General features: G+C 66.5%; 20 protein-coding genes and 1 pseudogene. 7 read left to right on the top strand and 14 right to left on the bottom strand.

The annotated features are described in order from the left end of the window. Positions 1-60 precede the first annotated feature (60 nt). Together IBX18_RS36615 and IBX18_RS36610 are read left to right on the top strand one after the other, a co-directional pair. Positions 61-651 (top strand): helix-turn-helix domain-containing protein, encoded by a 591-nt coding sequence (locus IBX18_RS36615; RefSeq protein WP_194838031.1) that lies wholly within the window; start codon positions 61-63, stop codon positions 649-651. Between the two features lie 167 nt (positions 652-818). After that, positions 819-1562 carry a nucleotidyltransferase domain-containing protein gene (locus tag IBX18_RS36610; RefSeq protein ID WP_194838030.1) on the top strand — a complete coding sequence of 248 codons (744 nt, stop codon included), beginning with the start codon at positions 819-821 and terminating at the stop codon, positions 1560-1562. A gap of 419 nt (positions 1563-1981) precedes the next feature. Here the strand turns inward: IBX18_RS36610 and rpmB are convergent, their stop codons facing one another. From rpmB to IBX18_RS36595, 3 genes are all read right to left on the bottom strand, one after another. After that, the gene (gene rpmB, locus IBX18_RS36605; RefSeq protein WP_167768759.1) at positions 1982-2200 is read right to left on the bottom strand and encodes a 50S ribosomal protein L28; all 219 of its coding nucleotides are present in this window, start codon (positions 2198-2200) and stop codon (positions 1982-1984) included. A gap of 211 nt (positions 2201-2411) precedes the next feature. Continuing rightward, positions 2412-3017 carry a response regulator transcription factor gene (locus IBX18_RS36600; RefSeq protein ID WP_194838029.1) on the bottom strand — a complete coding sequence of 202 codons (606 nt, stop codon included), beginning with the start codon at positions 3015-3017 and terminating at the stop codon, positions 2412-2414. A gap of 375 nt (positions 3018-3392) precedes the next feature. After that, positions 3393-3725 (bottom strand): hypothetical protein, encoded by a 333-nt coding sequence (locus IBX18_RS36595; RefSeq protein WP_194838028.1) that lies wholly within the window; start codon positions 3723-3725, stop codon positions 3393-3395. 298 nt (positions 3726-4023) lie between these two features. Here IBX18_RS36595 and IBX18_RS36590 point away from each other — a divergent pair, with 298 nt between their 5' ends. The 4 genes and pseudogenes from IBX18_RS36590 to IBX18_RS42520 all read left to right on the top strand — a co-directional run bounded on the left by IBX18_RS36590 (position 4024) and on the right by IBX18_RS42520 (position 5704). Further along, positions 4024-4353, top strand: coding sequence for a hypothetical protein (locus tag IBX18_RS36590; RefSeq protein ID WP_194838027.1), 330 nt, complete (start codon positions 4024-4026; stop codon positions 4351-4353). Further along, positions 4334-4858, top strand: coding sequence for a DUF6879 family protein (locus tag IBX18_RS36585; RefSeq protein WP_373889258.1), 525 nt, complete (start codon positions 4334-4336; stop codon positions 4856-4858). The genes IBX18_RS36590 and IBX18_RS36585 overlap by 20 nt, the downstream gene beginning before the upstream one ends. Beyond that, positions 4858-5016 (top strand): annotated as a pseudogene (locus tag IBX18_RS43290) (helix-turn-helix domain-containing protein); the annotation flags it as partial. The gene IBX18_RS36585 and the pseudogene IBX18_RS43290, both read left to right, overlap by 1 nt. Positions 5017-5179: 163 nt before the next feature. Further along, positions 5180-5704, top strand: a complete 525-nt coding sequence (locus IBX18_RS42520; protein ID WP_306796580.1) for a DUF5753 domain-containing protein — start codon at positions 5180-5182, stop codon at positions 5702-5704. 438 nt (positions 5705-6142) lie between these two features. Here the strand turns inward: IBX18_RS42520 and IBX18_RS36575 are convergent, their stop codons facing one another. The 4 genes from IBX18_RS36575 to IBX18_RS36560 all read right to left on the bottom strand — a co-directional run bounded on the left by IBX18_RS36575 (position 6143) and on the right by IBX18_RS36560 (position 9329). After that, positions 6143-6373 (bottom strand): ferredoxin, encoded by a 231-nt coding sequence (locus IBX18_RS36575; protein ID WP_194838026.1) that lies wholly within the window; start codon positions 6371-6373, stop codon positions 6143-6145. A gap of 12 nt (positions 6374-6385) precedes the next feature. Continuing rightward, positions 6386-7588: a cytochrome P450 gene (locus IBX18_RS36570; protein ID WP_194838025.1), complete on the bottom strand. Its 1203-nt coding sequence runs from the start codon at positions 7586-7588 to the stop codon at positions 6386-6388. A 108-nt stretch (positions 7589-7696) separates the two neighbouring features. Beyond that, positions 7697-8293, bottom strand: a complete 597-nt coding sequence (locus tag IBX18_RS36565) for a TetR/AcrR family transcriptional regulator (protein ID WP_194838024.1) — start codon at positions 8291-8293, stop codon at positions 7697-7699. Between the two features lie 133 nt (positions 8294-8426). Continuing rightward, positions 8427-9329, bottom strand: coding sequence for an alpha/beta hydrolase family protein (locus IBX18_RS36560; RefSeq protein ID WP_306796563.1), 903 nt, complete (start codon positions 9327-9329; stop codon positions 8427-8429). Positions 9330-10336: 1007 nt separating this feature from the next. Here IBX18_RS36560 and IBX18_RS36555 point away from each other — a divergent pair. Further along, positions 10337-10540 (top strand): cold-shock protein, encoded by a 204-nt coding sequence (locus tag IBX18_RS36555; protein ID WP_069166293.1) that lies wholly within the window; start codon positions 10337-10339, stop codon positions 10538-10540. A 55-nt stretch (positions 10541-10595) separates the two neighbouring features. Here IBX18_RS36555 and IBX18_RS36550 read toward each other — a convergent pair whose 3' ends face one another. From IBX18_RS36550 to IBX18_RS36520, 7 genes are all read right to left on the bottom strand, one after another. Next, on the bottom strand, positions 10596-11108 hold the full coding sequence (locus IBX18_RS36550) for a methylated-DNA--[protein]-cysteine S-methyltransferase (protein ID WP_194838022.1): 513 nt from the start codon (positions 11106-11108) through the stop codon (positions 10596-10598). Positions 11109-11170: 62 nt separating this feature from the next. Then, positions 11171-11449, bottom strand: a complete 279-nt coding sequence (locus IBX18_RS36545) for an Ada metal-binding domain-containing protein (protein WP_194838021.1) — start codon at positions 11447-11449, stop codon at positions 11171-11173. Then, positions 11436-12158: a 2OG-Fe(II) oxygenase gene (locus tag IBX18_RS36540; RefSeq protein ID WP_194838020.1), complete on the bottom strand. Its 723-nt coding sequence runs from the start codon at positions 12156-12158 to the stop codon at positions 11436-11438. The genes IBX18_RS36545 and IBX18_RS36540 overlap by 14 nt, the downstream gene beginning before the upstream one ends. Further along, positions 12155-12769, bottom strand: coding sequence for a methylated-DNA--[protein]-cysteine S-methyltransferase (locus IBX18_RS36535; RefSeq protein ID WP_194838171.1), 615 nt, complete (start codon positions 12767-12769; stop codon positions 12155-12157). Before IBX18_RS36535 ends, IBX18_RS36540 begins: the two co-directional genes overlap by 4 nt. Continuing rightward, the gene (locus IBX18_RS36530; RefSeq protein ID WP_228542385.1) at positions 12769-13242 is read right to left on the bottom strand and encodes a sigma-70 family RNA polymerase sigma factor; all 474 of its coding nucleotides are present in this window, start codon (positions 13240-13242) and stop codon (positions 12769-12771) included. The genes IBX18_RS36535 and IBX18_RS36530 overlap by 1 nt, the downstream gene beginning before the upstream one ends. A gap of 49 nt (positions 13243-13291) precedes the next feature. Next, positions 13292-15202: an exodeoxyribonuclease V subunit alpha gene (gene recD / locus IBX18_RS36525; RefSeq protein ID WP_194838018.1), complete on the bottom strand. Its 1911-nt coding sequence runs from the start codon at positions 15200-15202 to the stop codon at positions 13292-13294. A 109-nt stretch (positions 15203-15311) separates the two neighbouring features. Beyond that, complete coding sequence (locus tag IBX18_RS36520; protein ID WP_373889257.1) at positions 15312-18824, bottom strand: UvrD-helicase domain-containing protein; 3513 nt, start codon at positions 18822-18824, stop codon at positions 15312-15314. Positions 18825-18893: the final 69 nt, after the last annotated feature.

The raw sequence follows: 18893 nt of genomic DNA, 5'->3' as shown, positions 1-18893 counted from the left end.
ACCATGCGACCGAGCCCGGCATATGTGCAACCTTTGTTGCCGATCTGGCAAGATGGCGGCATGGACGACGATCTCGATCAGGCACTGGACGCGGTCGGACCACGGCTGCGCGCACTGCGCAAGCAACGCGAAACCACCTTGGCCGACCTCTCGGCCGCCACCGGCATCTCGGTCAGCACCCTGTCTCGCCTGGAGTCCGGTGGCCGCCGCCCGACCCTCGAGCAACTACTCCCCCTCGCCCGCGCCCACGGTGTCACCCTCGACGAACTGGTCGACGCCCCCGCCACCGGCGACCCACGCATCCACCTGCGACCGGTCACCCACTACGGCATGACGATCCTCCCGCTGACCCGCCGAGCGGGCGGCATCCAAGCCTTCAAGATGGTGATCGCCGCCGACTCCGGCCGCACCGAACCGTCGCCGAAAACGCACGAGGGCTACGAATGGCTCTACGTCCTCAACGGCAAGTTGCGGCTCGTCCTCGGCGAACGCGACCTGATCCTCACCCCCGGCGAGGCCGCCGAGTTCGACACCCGCGTACCGCACTGGTTCGGTGCCGCCGACGCCGAACCCGTCGAATTCCTCAGCCTTTTCGGCAAACAGGGCGAACGTGCGCACCTGCGCGCCCGGCCCAAACCACCCGAGCGGTAGCCGCCCGGAAAATCGTTCGAGTTCGTCGCGCCGGCCCGGTACGATCCGACTCGTGGAGTGATGACCGATGCCGAGTGCGCCCGCCGAATAACGCTGCCCCCGTTGTGGTTCAGCGCCCGGCGGTGCTGCCCGTATCCGTCATCACTCCGCTTACCCCTGGGACGACTATGACCGACAAAACCTTCCTTACGCACGTCAGCGGCCGATTGGCCACTCTCCCCGGCGTCCGCGCCGTCACCCTCGGTGGTTCTCGCGCGCAGGGCACCCATACCGCGGACAGCGATTGGGACCTCGCCATCTATTACCGCGGAACGTTCGACCCCGCTTCGCTCCGTGAAATCGGCTGGGATGGTGAGGTTTCCGAGATCGGTGGTTGGGGTGGTGGTGTCTTCAACGGTGGGGCGTGGTTCACCATCGATGGTCGCAAAGTCGATGTCCACTATCGCGATCTCGATGTGGTCGACCATGAACTCGCCGAGGCTGAGCGAGGTCGGTTCCATTGGGAGCCGCTGATGTTCCACCTTGCTGGTATCCCCAGCTATCTGGTGGTCGCTGAGCTCGCCATCAACCAGGTGCTGCACGGCGCGCTCCCCCGGCCGTCCTACCCTGCTGCCCTTCGTGAAGCGGCGCCGCCGATTTGGCGGAGTCGAGCCACGATGACTCTGCAATACGCCAAAGACAACTACTTGGTTCGTGCCCAATCTACGGAATTAGCAGCAACTCTCGGTATCGCTGCAATGCAGACAGCACACGCGATTCTGGCCGCTCGCGGTGAATGGGTTACCAACGAAAAGCGGCTACTGCGACAAGCCGGGCTACGGGGTATCGACGCGATCGTCGCCGGGCTCGAGCCTGAGCCGAAGTCCCTCGCCCAGGCAATTGTCGAAGCAGAAGCGTTGCTGGACAGGTGATCATGGGGAACTGGTGGTGCGGCGCTCTCGGTCGATGCCACCACCAGTTCCCGATCGGTCCACTAGCAGGACTCAGTTCGTGAGCAGTGGACGTAGGCGGCTTTGCAGTCGACAGCTGTGGTGTCCGTAATCCGGATCGTTCAATGCTGCGGCGACGAAATCGGTGTGATGCAAACGGCGTCCGAGCCGAGTCTCCAGACAGCCGATACACAGAATGTTGTCCGCCGAAGCCGCAGCGCAGTCCCACACGCGGTCGTGCACCGTGTACCACTCGTCCGGACCGTCGAGTGGCGCGGTCGGCAATCCGCAGTCGTGGCAAGGGAATTCGTCTCGCTCGTACCGCGGATGCCGACCACCGGTCAACCATGCCAAGAATCGGTGCGCCGGTCTCGAAACAAGCTGCGGCACTGTCGCTGCGGCTATGCGCGCCGCTGCACGCTGCCCTTCTTGATGCACGAGGTACACACCTTCATCCGCACGGGCGCACCGTTCTGCACAGTCCGCACCGGCTGAATATTCGGATTGAACCGGCGACTCGTCCGCCCCTTGACGTACCGCCGTTGCGCACGGCGTCCGGCGCGGGCCACCCGCTTGCCGAAGCTCGGCTTCTTACCGCATACGTCACATTGAGCAGACATCATCTCTCCTGTTCTCCGCCGGCAATCGCCATCGGCTCGGCATCGGTTGTTCGCAGCGATATTGTTGGCGGCAAGGCACGAGCCGTGCGCTGCGTTTTATTCGCGAATAGAACGGCGCGTACGCGGCTGACCAGCGAAGATGGCGAACCGCGCGAGCGTTGCCCGCCCACCGACCGATGCAGATCGCACGCCTCTCCGTGCAAAATGCACGTCAGATCCATCCCCGGCCAACCGCGATCCGTATCGCCTCGATGCGATTACGAGCCCCCACCTTGCGATTGATGGCGGCCAGATTATTGCGAACCGTCCCCGCCGAAAGATGCAGCGCCTCAGCGATTTCCCCGGGCGTGCGCCCCTGCGCGGCCAGCCGGAGAATCTCGAGATCCCGGGCAGTCATCGGATTCTCGGAACCACCCAGTGCTTCGGCAACTGCCTGCGGTTCCAACACCCGATCCCCATGCGCAACCCTGCGCACAGCATCGGTCAACGCCTCGATCGATGCCCCCTTACTCAGCACCCCCTCCACCCGAACCGCCAACGCCGCCCTGAGCACATCGGGCCGGCTCGGCCCCGTCACAATGATCACCCGGCATTCCGGCACCGCCGACTTCAACTGCGCCGCAGCCGAAACCCCATCCAGCCCCGGCAGATCAGCATCCAACAGCGCCAAATTCGGCCGAGTACGCAACGCACCCGGCACCACCGCACTACCCAGGCCCACCTGCGAAACCACTTGCACGCCAGGCACACCGGACAAAACGGCAGCCAGCGCTTCACGAGGCAGCCGTAAACCACCGGCGATCAGCACGCGAATCATGAGACGGCCCCGAGGGTCTCCGAAGACACAAAAACTCCTGTTGCGATAGTCGGCAAGAGATACGGGCAGGCCAGGGCCACGTACGCCAACTGCGCACAGAAAATGGAAACGGGTACGACAAAGCCCAGGCCGCGGGAGAAGCCGTCCACGGCAGACCCGGAGCACGCCTCAGCGGCTCACGGGTTCAGTGCCGGAAAACGGCTACGCGGCCTGGGAAGGAATACGTCATCACCTCAGAACTCGATCGGAGCACCCACACGCACTCCGCAAACGCCATCACCCTACGACCCCCAACCCCCCACGCCAACCCATTTTTGACCAGCCGCAATCCTGCGGGTGCCAGCTACGCCGACCTCCGAACCCCACCCATTGAGTTCACGCACCGTCCCCGAGGAACGGCGAGGCGTAGGAACGCGCATACGTGTACTGCGGCGACACGGTGATCACATCGCACACGCGCACCAACCGCTCCGGCACCTTGCCACCGAAGTGTTCGGGCCCGGGCACCACCACTGCTTCAGCCGCCGCACTGCGAACAACCTCCAATAAGCGGTCGACCGGTGCCTCGGTGTCCCGCCCGAACACCACCGTCTTCGCCACCTCATACCCAAGTCGCTTTGCCAGACTGCGGATTTGAGTCTCGTGCCACGGCTGAGATATGCCGGAAATATCCCGGCGCAGATACCCGATCGCAATCGGTCGGCTCATCGGTTCACCTCGGTCGGATCGAGCGGGCAGCACCGCACCGCGAGGCAAGCACCGGGGCGCGTCTTCGGCAGTGGCACAGTGAACCCCTTGCTGTCGTAGTTGGTCGGCAGCTCGGGACCAGGTCGGCTGCACCAGCCCCAAGCGCCACCTACGACGGTAGGAATAGAACTCGGAAGTGGGCCACGATCTTGCACAAGCTTGCACGTATTCGCCTGTCTGTATACGGATTCGGTGCAAGTGCGGAATCATGTGAGGAGCACGGAAAGGCCGTGCATGATTCTCGGCAGGGGGCTAGATCATGCGCTTACAGTTCCTCGGTAAAGGCGGGTCCGGCAAGGACGACTGTCCAAGCTTGTACGCCACCGATCAGGGAAGTTACCTGGTCCAAGGTTGGAAAACCGACAAGCCGGAGGTAGTCGAAATTCCGCACCTCCTACTGGGATTCACAGATAAAGATACCTACATCGGTACACCGATGGCGGATACGGGCCGTGGCACTTTCAGACTCACTGGTCGACCGATCGTCGACCGTGACACACTCGACCAGCTGACGATGGAAGAATACGAAACCGCCATCGAGGTACCCAGAAGCGGGAGGGCTTATTACGGTGGAGTTCCTACCGACTAGGCAACTCTTCCACGAGTGTCGCAACGAAGCGTTCCGGCTGGAAGTTCGGGACTCTTATGGCGTGCCGGGAGAGTCCGAGCCATTCGATCGATTTCTGAACAACGAGCCGTTCGATCTTCGATCGTGGTTCCAGGATTGGTACGACTTCGTGCAGGAAACCACCGCGCGCGGCGTTACCCTACGTCGCGTGCGGGTGGTAACTGTTCCACACACCGACTACCATCGGTGGTTATTGAAGCTGGCGGCGCTCAACGTCGAAGCCGGTGAAGATATCCGATACATACCACGCCATAGCGCTGGTGAAGTGCCGTCCGATGACTGGTGGATATTCGACAATGAACGAGTTGCGTTCAATCTCGCAGATGGCGAAGGACGGGCCGTCGGCGGTGCGGCGGCAACCAAGGACCCTTGGATAGTGAGCTACTGCCGTAGCGCGAAAGACCGACTCTGGCCACTGGCGACGCCTTTCGATGAGTACGCACACACCGAGGCCGACACCGGGTAGTGACCAACTCGGTACAGGAGGCTCGGGAAACTCTCGGGAAGCGGCTCAGGCAGATCCGGAGAGCTGCCGGGTTGACCGGCGTCGAACTCGCCAGGCGAGAAGGCTGGCATGAGTCCAAGGTTTCGAAGATCGAGTACGGCCGGATCAAGCCATCTGACACCGACATTCGCGCGTATTGCGCTCATTCCGATGCGGACGATCAGCTCGCCGATCTACTGGCCACTCTCCACAACATCGACTCCGCTTACATCGAGTGGAAGCAAATACTCGAGACCGGAGTAAAGCGCCGTCAACAGCAAACTCGAAACGGAAGCCAGGTTCATCCGAAACTATCAGCCATACATCGTCACCGGGCTACTCCAAACCGCACAATACGCCAGAGCGATTCTCCAGAACGTGATCGAGTTCTACGATGTCCCCGACGACCTCGACGAAGGCGTATCGAAGCGGATGGAACGTCAGCAGGCTTTGTATAGACGCGACAAGCGCTTTCACTTTCTCATCGGAGAGCAGTCTCTTTACACAACAGTCGGGGATACCGAAGTCATGGTCGGCCAGTTGGAACGACTGTTGTCAGTCATAGGGTTGCCACGCGTCATGCTCGGAATCATCCCGTTGACAGCTGAGGCCAAAGTGTTGATGAACAATTTTGTCATGTTCGACAATCGGTTGGTGAAGGAAGAAGGCAGCACGGCCGGCCTCGCGATCACCCAGCCCAGGGAGATAGCCCTCTACGGACGCGCATTCAACATCTTCGCAAGCCAATCCGTGACGGGACCACCCGCCCGAGCACTTATCCAGGCAGCCCTGGATCGCCGACGGTCCATCCACCCAACGCCGCGCTGACGCGTGGCGAACCCGATCACTGACCGTACGAGAACCGGAGGTCAGCAAAGAGTAGGTGGTTGAGGCGGCGGCGAAGGTGTCCGGTTTTGCTCTGGTCCGGGGGTTCCGTTGGGGTCAGTAGGGTAAATCTCAATAGGGTCTGTCCGGCCGCGACTGGCGTCAGCTCGAAATGCACCTGGTCATCGGGGCGGCTCGGCCAAAGTGACGACCACACAACCCTGTTGGGCTTGTCCGCACGCAGCACTTCGGGTTCGACCTCGTCGGGAAGCAACTCGAGCCACGCACGCCCTTGTGGGCGCCGCGGCTGCGTCAGCGACTCCCATACGACGGGCGGAGGTGCGGGCAGCGTTCGCGCCCTCGAGCCGATCTCGATCACACTGGCAGCGTAAGGGGCCGGCTCGGCGGGCATGGTTGTAGGCGCACCACCGCCTCCACCACTCACTGTTCAGGAGCGAGGATGGCTCCGGTTTCCTCCTCGCGGATGAGGATTGCTTCGATAGGGCAGGATTCGGCGGCATCGATGAGGAGATCGTCGGGTGGGACGAGGTCGGTGAGGGGACTGGAGCGACCTTCGATGAGGGTGAAGTGGTCGGGGGCCAGGCCGGTGCACATGCCGGAGCCCATGCAGGTGGTTCGGTCGACTTCTATGCGCCAATGTTGGTCAGCCATACTTGTTTCCCCTTACCAGGTCACCGGGAGCGCGGTGGGTCCGCGGACCAGCAGACCGGTCTTCCACGGTACTTCCTCGAACGGGACGGCCAGGCGCAGCGTCGGGAAGCGGTGCAGCAGTGAGCCTATCGCGACTTGCAGTTCCAGGCGGGCCAGTTGGGCGCCGAGGCAGTGGTGGACGCCGTGGCCGAATGCCATGTGGGGGTTGTGGATTCGGGTGAGGTCGAGTTGTTCGGAGTTGTCGAAGATGGCTTCGTCGCGGTTGGCGGCCTGGGTGTTGACGATGACCGACTCGCCTGCGCGGACGGTGACCTCGCCCATGGGGACGTCCTCGGTGGCGACCCTGGCGAACGAACCGCCGGAACCGAGTTGGACGTAGCGCAGTAGTTCTTCGATGGCGGCGGGCACGAGTTCCGGACGGGCACAGAGCAGTTCCCAGTGCTGCGGTTCGCTGAGCAGGACATAGGTGAAGTTGGCGATCTGGTTGGCGGTCGTTTCATGGCCGGCGATGAGCAGGCCGATGCCGAGGTTGACGAGTTCGTCCTCGGTGAGCCGGTCCTCGTTGTCGCGGGCGGCGACGAGCGCGCCGAGGAGATCGTCGGTCGGCCGCGCCCTGCGCTGCGCCACCAACTCGGCGAGGTAGTCCTCCAAAGCCGTACGCGCGGCGTCGATCTGGGCCGGGGTATGTGCGGTGGTGGACAGCACGGTGTCGGAGAAATCCCGGAACCGGTGCTGGTCCTCGGTGGGAACGCCGAGCATCTCGCAGATCACGGTGACGGGCAGCGGCAGGGCGAGGCTCTGCACCAAATCCGCTACCGGCCCGGCTGATTCGATCGCGGCCAGCCGTTCGTTCACGATCTCCTGCGCGCGCGGGCGCAGCTGTTCGACCCGGCGGCTGGTGAACGCCTTGGCGACCAGCTTGCGCAGCCTGCTGTGCTCGGGCGGGTCCATGCTGAGCAGCGAGTTCTGCCGCGACGGTTGCGGTGTGGTGCGCGGGATGTCCTCGCGGTCCACCGTGGCCGCACGACTGAATCGGGGGTCGGCGAGTACCAGCTTGGCGTCGGCGTAGCGGGTGACCAGCCAGCCCTCGACACCGTAGGGCAGCTGCACGCGGGAAACCGGTTCCTCCCGGCGCAGTTTGGCGAACAGCGGGTCCATGTCGAGGCGGACGGGTTCACCGAAGGGGTAGTGACGCACCTCGGTTTTCACGGTCATGCGGGTCTCCCTTCGCCGACGCCGGCTGGCGCGGTAAGCGATGTAAGCAAGTGCTTACAAGACTCCATGTTAGGGAGGTCACAATGCCCCGTCAACGGTCGGATTCCGTTACGGCGGTGGGAAATTCACGTCCACTCGGTCCAACAGCACCTGCGCGGCGCGCAGCACATGGCGAGCAACCGTGGTGGGGTCGGCGCTGGCCAGCGGCTCTCTGCGGTGCACCGAACGCATCAATCCGATGCCGAGCAACCAGGCGAGCAGCAGGTCGGCATACAGCTCGCTATCGGGATCGTCACTGAGCGTGGACAACGCGCGGACGTACTCGTCGCCCAACTCGCGGCGGATCGCCGACACCCCCTCGTCGTGTCCGCTGGACCGCAGCGCCGCCTGCAACCACTGCCCCTGCGCGACCGAGCCGGCCGGTTCGAGCGCCCGCGCGAGCAGCCTGCTCAGCAGCCCGTCGACCGACCCTGCCTCGAGCGTGCGCCGCCCCTGGTCCGCGATCGCGGCCCGGAACAGTTCGTCCTTGTTGCCGAAGTACCGGAACAGCAGCGCCTGATTCACGCCGGCGCGCGTCGCGATGTCGCGCACCGTGGCGCGCTCGTACCCCCGTTCGGCAAACAATTCCTGCGCCGCGGTCAGGATCGCGGCACTGGTGGCGGCCGAATCCCTTTTGCGGCTGACCGTTTCGTTCTCACTCGACATGCATCCTCCGGTTGCCAAATCTCCGGAAGAGCAGCGTAAAGCAGGCAACCGGTCCTTCGCTGGCGCCGGCAGGCGAGCCGAAGTCAGGGACGCTAGACCCTAATCTCGGAAACCGCCTGGCAAATCGGACATTTCACGCACCGAGCGCGCCGGCCAGCAGCGGCCAGGAATCGTGCAGATCCGTTTCGAACTGCCCCCAAGTGTGTGCGCCCTCCGGCCGGTTGATGTGTACCGCGGGCACACCGAGCTGCGCGAGCCTGCCTGCGAAGGACGCGGTGCACGAGCTCGCGATGGCCTCGAGCGGCGGGAAGGTGAGCCCGCCCTGGTCGATCGCGCCGGGCGTGCCGGTGGCGGCGGACAGGTAGATCGCCTTCCCGGCGAGTGCGGACGCATTGGCGAAAGCGTCGTGCGCCCGCCAGAGTTCGCTGCCGGGCGCACCCCACATGTTCGCCGTATTGCCGCCGCCGCGCAGCACCTGCGCGTTCACCATCGCCGCGCCGACCGCGTCCGCACTCCAGGGACACCCGCTGTACGCCGCGACGGCGCTGTACACCTCCGGCGCCTGAATCGCGAGGTCCACCGCGGATCCCCCACTCATCGACACCCCCGCGATCGCATTGCGTCCGGTGCTGCCCAGCTCCGCGTCGAGAACTCCGGGGAGTTCGCGGGTGAGATAGGTCTGCCACCGGTTGCGCCCGACCGCCGGATCGTCGGCGATCCAGTCGGTGTACAGGCTGAACGCGCCACCCACCGGCATCACCACATTGACGTGCTTGTCGGCGAAGAACTCCCGGACATCGGTGTCGTCCCACCACGAAATGCCGTCCACACCCCCACCAATCCCGGTGAGCAGGTACAGCGTCGGCGCGGGACCGCCCGTCGCCCGAATCACCCGATTGGTCACCACCCGATCCATCGAGGGCGAGTAGACATCCATCCGCGAGACCGAACCGCCCAGCGACGCCTCTTCGACCAGCCGCGCCCCGGTCGGCACCGCCGCTACCGAGCCGACGGACAGCAGCGAAACCAGCAACACACCGACTACAGAAACCAGATATTTTGAAGCCGCCACTATCCCGTTATACCGCCGCGCGATCGGCCCAAAACCCGAAGTGGAAGACCAAGATTCGGGTCTTGACAGGGTGGTCGGCATGCCGTGTGATGTCCCCGCCAGACCTCGGACCAGCTGCGATGACGCTGATCACGCACGGGGACAGGCATTGTCGATGCGTGCGCGAGAACGATCCCGGAAACGGCTGCACGACTGGCTGATTCACGAGGACGCGGGACCCCGGCGAACGCCCAGCATGCTTCGACAGCGATGAGCACCCACCGCGAAGCCCGCACAGCCGGAGCTTCGTCGCCCGCAACGCCCGTGCTCGACCAGCCCTCGCCGAGGCAACCACCCCGCGCAGCACGAAGAAATTTTCTGCCCGACAGCTCCCTGCCAAGAATTTACGAAAGACTCGACACGAAGGTGCGCCAGGCGTACAAGCAGTCCGCCACCGGCCGAGCGAGCGCACCGCTGAGCACCAATTTGCACACCATGAAATTTCACTCGCACCCGCCACCACCGTGCACACCATCGACATCCAGCCCGAACGGAACTACCGCAGGACGCCAGCGAACAAATCACACTAAAACCGGCGGATTTCGCCCCGAAATGTCCGAATCGGCCCCAGCACGCCCCTGCCACGCCCCCAGCACCCGAACCGACGCACTCCCAGGCCAGCGCGATCCAGCACCGACCGATCGACCACGCCACGAGCACCGAACCCCCGCGGCGCGCCGAGCGAACAAAATTGGTTGTCTGCCACGCCGCACAGGCCGCGCCACGCACAATCGGCGAGAAAAAGGTAGGCTTGCGCGGCGCTAGTGCTGTCGGCGGCAAGCCGGTAGCACAGTGAGCGGAGAATGCTTTTGCACACAATCCGCCCGCCCGCGTTAACCATGCGGCAAGCGCGCATGGAATGCTGTCCACCGAGTCCTTGTTTTTCGCAAGATTTCCGTGGACTGAACAATCACCGAGTAAGAGGAGAAAATATGACACAGGGCGTCGTCAAGTGGTTCAACGCGGAGAAGGGGTTCGGCTTCATCGCGCAGGACGGCGGCGGTCCCGACGTCTTCGTCCACTACTCGGCTCTCGGCGGGTCCGGGTTCAAGTCCCTCGATGAGGGACAGCGCGTGGAGTTCGAGGTCGGCCAGGGCCAGAAGGGTCCGCAGGCCACGGACGTCCGCGCCATCTGATCAGGCCGGATTGAGCTCCTCCCACTCACGTGGTGGGAGGGGCGCACCTGCCTCGTCAGGCCGGTAGGACGGGCAACAGGAGATCGACCGACTCGAGGTCCAGCAGCGCGCGTTTGACAGGCAGTCCACCCGCATAGCCGGTGAGAGCGCCGTCCGCGCCGAGGACCCGATGGCACGGGATCAGTATCAACAGTGGGTTGCGCGACAACGCGCCGCCGATCTTGCGGGCGTCCGCGGGTCCACGACCGAGCGCGCGAGCGAGCGCCCCGTAGGTGGTCGTGCCGCCATACCGAGTGGTGCTTTCCAGAGTTTCCAGGACTTGACGGTCGAAGGCGCTCAGCGCGGACCGGTCCGTGCGAACGGTGAACTCGCTGCGGGTGCCCGTCAGGTAGCCGTCGAGCTGAGCGACCGCCGTCACCACATATTCCAGCGCACACGAGTTCTCGGCAGTAGGCGTGGCAGGGGCGTCGTCGGTGAAGACCACCCGGCTGACGCCCACCGGGCTCGCTTCGATACGGACGTTACCGAGGGACGACGCGTGCACGGTCCGGGCGGCTGAGATCTGCATGATGTGCTCCTGTTCGGCGATCTTGTCACCCAGTAGACGGTGGCCGGCCCCGGAACGTGAGATCACTGAGAATTGTTGTCCCGCGCGGCTTTCCACGCGGCGTACCGCTCCGGTAGACACACCGCACACGGCCGATAGCCCGCACTGATCGCGGTGGACTCGTCGGCGAAGAAGACGCGATGCGTGTGGTACACGCCGCGCGCCAAGGCACGTAAGGCGGACGGGCAGTCCAAGCGGCCATAGATCCGACCGCGCCGGTGACCGCCGTACCGGCCCGGTGTCGGACTGCGGTACGGGCGGCCGTCTGCGTCGAGCAGCGTGTAGTCGCTACTGGGCGTCATGCAGCACAAGCCCGAGGGTGTGCCGGATACCACCACGGATTCGGCTGACACCGTGGCGCACCGGGGCCCGAGACCAGCCGCGACTCGACGGCGTCGGCCGGTCGCGCGTGGTGAAGATCAGACCGTGCCCCTGCTCCAGCACGGTGACAGTGGCCTTGGACTGCGCCCTCGCCCGCTGCTCGACCAACAGGAACTCACCACCGGTGTGGTCGACCCCCGGCCGGTCCAGCCCGATCACCACTTGCAGCGGGAACACCAGGTCACCGTAGAGGTCACGGTGCAAGGCATTCCAGTCACCTTCGGTGTAGCGCAACAGAATCGGCGTCGGCTTGACCTGCCCGGCGGCGTGGCAGGCGTCGAGCCAGTCGGCGAAGTCGTCCGGCCACGGCGCCGGATCACCGAGCCGTTCGGCCCAGGATCGCGCCACCGGCAACGACTTTCGATAGAACGCCGCGCGCAGCGTCATGATCGGATCGGGCACCGGATCGGCGAAGTAGCGGTAAGTGCCCTGACCGAACCGATAGCGCGCCATGTCGATGGTGGAGCGGAATCGCGCTACGTCATCCCACATTTCGGCGAACTCGGCGCACTCGTCGGGTGTCAGGATCGGGCCGGTCTGGGCGCAACCGTACGAGTCGAGTTCGTCGACCAGCGTGGGCCAGGACTGCGCGTCCACTCGATCAGCCAGCGGAGCAAGGGTTTCCCTCATGCCGCCTCCAGCGTCAGCAGCGTCGTCTTGGCGTCGATGCCGCCCACGTACTGACCGATCGATCCGTCACTGCGCACCACCCGGTGGCACGGAATCACCACGGGCAGTGGGTTGTGCGCGCAGGCCGAGCCGACGGCACGGACCGCCCGCGGATTGCCTACGGCGGCCGCGACGGCGGCATAGCTTTCGCGACGTCCGTAGCCGATGTCGCTGAGATGCTCGATTACCTGACGGCGGAATCCCCCGGTCAGTTGCAGATCCAAAGGCAGGTCGAAATGTGTTCGGGCACCGGCGAAGTACTCGTCGATCTCGCGAGCCGCGGCATCCAGGCGCGCCGGTGCGGCGAGTACGCGCGGGCTGACCCGCTCAGCCAGCGTGATCAGGACGGCGTCGTGGTCCTCGTTGGGGTAGGCGACGCGCACCAGACCCGCTGAGGTCGCCGCGAGCAGCAGCGAGCCGACGGGCGTGTCGATGGTGCGGTAGGCGACGTCGAGCAGTCCTGCGGTCTGCGCGTCCACGGCCAACCGGCGGCGCAGCTCGGCCAGCAGGGCACGGTCGGGGGTGAGGCCGTCGAGCAGGCCGTTCGGGTCGCCACGGTCGATGGTGGCCATCATGAGTCATCCTTCGGGTAGAGCTTGCGCAGCGTTTTGAGGCCGTCGGCGGCGGCGCGGCGGGCGGCATCGGTGGAGTTGCCGAGCAGCACGGCGATCTCGGCGTGTGGCAGGCCTGCCAGATAGTGGTAGGCGACCGCCTGGCGCTGCTTGGGCGGCAACGCTTTCAGGGCGGCCCAGAGGTGCGGGTCGTAATCGGCGGGGTCGGGGTCCGGGGCCGGACGGTCGGGCAGCGTCTCGGCCGGGACCGGGGCCCGGGTGAGCGCGCGACCGACGTCGATCGCGCGACGGTGCGCGATGGTGACCAACCAGGCCTCGATGTTCGCCCCCGGGTCGAGGTCGGGATAGGCGCGCAGGGCGGACAGGAACGTCTCCGACCACGCGTCGGCCGCATCGGTCGGACCGAGCACCGCCCGGCAGACGCGCAGCACCATCGGGCCGTACTCGGCCACCACTTCCTCGAACGGAGGCAATCTCACACTGGGTAGACGTCCACGACGCCGGAAACGTGAGATGCGCCGGTCATCGGCCGTCCTCGCGGCGGGACAGCCCGCTGGCGCGCAGCACCCGGCGTGCGATACCGGCCCTGATGGACTCGTCGGTGCCGATGACCCGGACGTGGCGGCGGGCGCGGGTGATCGCCGTGTACAGCAGTTCCCGCGTCAGCAGCGTCGATTCCGGTTCGGGCAGGACCACAGACACGGTGTCGTACTGACTGCCCTGGCTGCGGTGGATGGTCATGGCGAACACGGTGACCACGGCCGGGAACTGGGTCGGGTGCACCAGGTACGGTTCGCTGCCGCGTTGCAGGGCGGCGCGCAGTGAACCGTCGGGCATGCGCACGACGACGCCGGTGTCCCCGTTGTAGATGCGGGCCTCGTGGTCATTGGCGGTGACCAGCAGCGGCTGGCCCGGATACCAGGGCGCCAGGTGCGAATCGGGTCCCGCACCCCCAGCCGCCGCCCACTCGGCAGCCATCCGGTCCCAGCGCTCGACGCCGAACGGACCCTGCCGGTGGGCGCACAGCAGGCGGTGCGATTCGAGGGCGGTGAGCGCGCCCGCCGCGTCACCGTCGAGCGCGGCGGTGGTCACCTCGCGCGCGGCGCGCACGACATCGGCCCGCACACCGGCCATCTCATCGGGTGCGCTGAGCGAGAGTTCGTCACCGCCCGCGCGGAGCAGTTCGAGCGCGGTATCGGCGTCGCCGGCGCGCACCGCGACCGCGAGGTCGGCGATCCGGCCGCCGAAGCGACGGCCGCGGGTCAGTCGAACGATGCCGCCGCGCAGGCGAGTTCGCTCCAGCGTGGTCAATGCCGATGAATTGCTGTCCGGTGCAGCCGATTCCGGTGCGTCCGCGCCGAGGATCTCGTCGAGCATCGGATTCGGTGTGCCCGCAACGGGTCCCGCAACCAGGTCGGCGAGCACCGCGCCCGCGTCGACCGAGGCGAGCTGGTCCGGGTCGCCGACGAGCACCAGCCGGGTGTCGGGGCGCAGCGCGGCGAACAGCCTGCTCATCATGGTGAGCGACACCATGGAGGTTTCGTCGACGACGATCACGTCGTAAGGGAGCCGGTTGAATTCGTGGTACTTGAACCGGGTGGTGCGGCCACGCTGCCAGCCGAGCAGGCGGTGCAGGGTGGCGGCGGTGAGGTCGGGCAGGCCGAGTTCGTCGGCTTGCTCGCGCACGGCCTCCTGGAGGCGCGCGGCCGCCTTGCCCGTCGGCGCGGCCAGTGCGATCCGCAGTGCGGGCAGTTTGGGATTCGCTTTGCGGTGCGCGTCGAGCAGACCGATGATGCGCGCGATGGTGTGCGTCTTGCCGGTGCCCGGACCGCCGGCCACCACCGTGGTCCAGTGGGTCGCGGCGAGGGCGGCCGCGAGCCGCTGGCGGTCGGGTACGCCGCCGACCGATGCGTCGAACAGCCGATCCAGTTCGCGGCGAACGATATTCGGGTCGACCACCGGATGGTGCCCGGACCGCTCGGTGAGCACGCGGCGGACGGTCTGCTCCTGCTGGTAGTACCGGTCCAGGTAGAGCAGCGGGCCGGTGTCGTCGCGGCGCTGCGATTCCACCAGCCGCAAGGGGCACAGCGGGCCCGCGGGCCCACCGGTCACCAGCGGGCTGACCCGCAGCGCGGCCACCACCGCGTCGATATCTGGCCACGGCAGCGTCGCCGGATCGATGCGCTCGCCGGTGTCCCAGGTCTCGTCGGCGTCGATGCCGATCTCGCGCATCCGGTACAACTCCAGGCACACCGAACCGGAGCGCACCGCACGCACCGCCAGCGCCGCCGCGAACAGCACCGCCTCGGTGTCCTCACGCCCCAACCGCCCCAACCGCACCGCGACATGCACGTCCGCGGCCGACAGCACCCCCGCCTCGTTGAACGTCCGCAACAGCCCCGTCCCCCGCTGCGCCAACTGAATCGAGGTCACCAACCCACCTTCCGGGCCGAGCCGCACACTTTCCGACTTCCCGCACACCGAATCGCATGCGAAACCCTCTGCGGGAAATCAGAAAGTGTGCGGCTGTGGTGCATGGCGGTCATCGGGTGACCTCGCCGGCCAGCAGGCGCGACAGCGCGATGATGAGGGCGGCGGGCGGGTTCCAGTCGAAAACGCCGTAACCGTTCGGGGTTTCGGGGCCGACCATGCCGCGGACGAACAGATAGCAGGCGCCGCCGAGGTGGCGGGCGGGGTCGTAGCCGGGCAGCCGCCAGCGCAGGTAGCGGTGCAACGCGACCGCGTACAGCAGAGCCTGGAGCGGGTAGTGCGAGCGCATCATCTCGGCGGCCATCCGGTCGCGCGTGTAGTGCTCGACGGTGAGGTCGCCGGTGCCGAGGCGGTTGGTCTTGTAGTCGACGATCACGTATCTGGTGTCCGCGCCATCGGTTACCCGCAGCACGGCGTCGATGCTGCCGGTCAGGTAGCCGCGCAGCGGAAGGTCATCGAGGGTCGCCAGGTGGTCGGCGTAGACGAAAAGGTCGTCGTCGGCAGGCAAGTGGGTGCGCAGCAGGTCCGCGATCTGCCGCAGCGTCGCCGACTCGGCGCTCGGCGCGTCGCCACCCGCCAGCGGCAGCTCGAACTCCAACTCGTTCAAGCGATCTCGGCTGGAGATGTCGGCGAGCGAGCCGATACCAAGCGGGGTGCGCAGTACAGCGAGCAGCGCGGTGCTGAGTACTTCCGGGTCGGCTTCGGCCATGAGTTCGTCGACCGCAGCACGGCAACGCTTGTCCACCTCGGCGGCCAGATCCGTTGCGTCCGTGTCGATCAGCTCGAGCACGCCGTGCACGAGGGTGCCGAACTCGGCACCGTAGGGCAGCGAGTTCATCAGCGACGGCGCGCCGGCGAACACCTCTTCGACCTCGGCGACCACCGGGGCACTCGGCTCGTCGGCCGGCCCACGGGTGTCCTCGGGTTCGATCTCCGGCTCGGGCGTGACCGGGCCGTGCGCGGAGGCGGTCAACGCCGAGTACGAGGTGCGCCGCCACAATTGGTCCAGCTTGCGGTCGAAGCGGGCGGCGGCGAGGTCGCCGGTGACGGGCTCGGTGCGCACCCGCTGGATCGCGACATCGTCGGTTCCGGCGACGGCCGTCACCGAGATGGCTTGCGCCGCTCCCCCTGCCCACGCCGAAAGCATGTTCGGCGCAACGGCGTCCGCGGGCACGGCGGCCCGCGGCGGTACGGTGTCGCCGCCGTCGGGGCGACCAAGGATCATCCGGTGCAGTGGCGAGGCCGCGGTGGTGATCGCGGGCGCCCACCACGCGACGACCTGACACATGGCCCGGGTCAGCGCGACGTAGAGCAAGCGCAGTTCCTCGCCGGCCTCTTCGGTCTCGCTGCGCAGCTTGCGTTCGGCGTATCCGGACGCGTCCGGTCCACCGACGTCGAGCACGCGCATGTCGTTGTCGTCGTGGAACAGCAGCGTCGCCGGATACGGGTTCTTCGCGTTGTCCCAGGCGAACGGCAAGTACACGATGGGGAATTCGAGGCCCTTGCTGGCGTGCACGGTGGCGATCTGCACGGCCGCGGCATCGCGGTCGAGCCTGCGGCTACGGTCGGCCACAGTGCCCGACGCGGGATCACGCACCCGGTCGGCCAGCCAGCGGGTCAACGCGGTCAACCCCAAAGACTCGGTGAGCGCCACCTGATCGAGCAGTTGCGCGATGTGCCGCAGATCGGTCAGCTGCCGCTCCCCGTTCTCGACGGCGAGCAGCCGCTGCGCCAAATCGGCTTCGGCGGAGATCTTTTCGAAGACCGCGGCGAAACCAGCGCGGGCGAACAACCGGGCGGCATCACGAAGCTGAGAGCTGACCCGGCCGACCAGATCCGCACCGCCGCTGTCGATCTCGGCTGCGGTGACGCCGATCAGTGGTGTGCATGCCGCGAGCCGCACCCGGTCACCGCGGTGCGGCTGCTCCAGTGCGCGCAGCAGCCACAGCCAATCGGTGGCACTGCTCGTCGCGAACACGCTGGTACCGCCCGCGAGCACGGAGGCGACGCCGACTCGGTCCAAAGCCGCACGCACCACGTCGATTTGGGAACGCGTCCGTACCAGCACAGCGATATCGCCGGGGCTGATCGGCCTAGTCCCAGGGGACACGCCGGCAGCCAGCTGTCCGGCGGCGCCCGACGGGCTACTTCCGCCGGACGATCGACCCGCCTCCCGCGAACCGCTCAGCTCCAGTGCCGAATCAACGATCGGCCCACCGACTGCGGCATGCGGCCCTGCCACCGGATCCGGACCGACGTGGCGTGCCGACGTGGCCAGCGAGGTGCCCGACTCGAGCAACCGGACGATGTCGGCAGCCAGATCGTCGGCGACCTTCGCGCGCATCCGACCAACAGCCGGGAATCCGGACTTGTTCAACGGCCCCGCACCCGTACGCGGCAGGCAGCGCATCCGCATCGGCGTGACGAGATCTTCCGGCCCCGACAGTCGTGACCACGGCCGAGTGGCGGCCACCGGATACACGGTGATCTCCTTGTGCCCCAACGCCGCTCCACCTTGCAGATGGTCCAGCGCGGCCAGCAACCCGGCATCGCTGCGCCAGTTGGTGGTGAGCTCTTTACGGGTGTCCGCGTGCCCGACCGCATCCAGATAACTGAGCACCTCGGCGCCGCGGAAAGCGTAGATGGCCTGTTTCGGATCACCGACCAGCACCAACGTGGTGTGCCCGTGGAAGGAGCGGCGCAGGATGTCCCACTGGAGCGGATCGGTGTCCTGGAACTCGTCGACCAGCGCGACCCGATAGCGCTCACGAATACGGCGGCAGGCGCGCGGCCCGTGCTCGGTGTCGGCCAGCACGTCGTGCAACAGCACCAGCAGGTCATCGAAATCGCGCAGCCCGGCCAGCCGCTTCCGCCGTTCGGTTTCCGCCCGGACCGCGGTCGCGAAGGCCACCCGCTCCCCCGCCGCGCCGTCGCCCTTCGGCATCAACACCGCGTGCCGGTCGCGCACCGCAGCCAGCGCCAACGTGTGCGCCTCCTTCACCGAGAACGGCGGTTCGGTGCGGGCGTAGCGGTTCAGGTAGAGGTCGTCGGCGACCGTGCCGACCAGCTCATCGACGTTTTCGACCAGCCGCGAACCGGGATCGTGCTCGCCCGCCAGCCCGAGCTCGTCCAGCATCCGCTGGCAGAAGCTGTGGGTGGTAGCGATGGTGCCCGCGTCGAAATCCGAGAGAGCCGCGAGCAACCGGGCCCGCCGACGCCGCACCTCGTCCGGATCCGCCTGCGCGAGATGCCGAATCAGCTCGTCGGCGTGCGCCCGCGCCAGTTCTGGATCGGCCAGACCGGCCGCGACGACCACGAACCGATCCCGCGTGCGTTCCCGCAACTCCTGCGTGGCCGCGCGGCTGAACGTCACCAGCAGCAACTGGGAGACATCGATCCCGGCCTCGGCCACATATCGCACCGCCAGCCCGACGATCGCGTGCGTCTTACCGGTCCCCGCGCTGGCCTCCAGCACGGTAGTCCCGGTCGGCAGCGGTCCGTACGGCTCGAAACTGTCGGGCGCGTCGATCTCGGGCACCACGAACGAGGTGTCTTGCACGGTCACGCGAACACCCGCCTCTCGACCCGCCGAAACCGCCATTCTGCCGGTCCGCCGGGCCTCGCGGTGCCACCG

Origin of the sequence: Nocardia sp. XZ_19_369 (genome assembly GCF_015355715.1) — a bacterium.
In the GTDB taxonomy this organism is placed as follows: Bacteria; Actinomycetota; Actinomycetes; order Mycobacteriales; family Mycobacteriaceae; genus Nocardia.
This window is presented reverse-complemented; position numbering and strand designations above follow the sequence as displayed.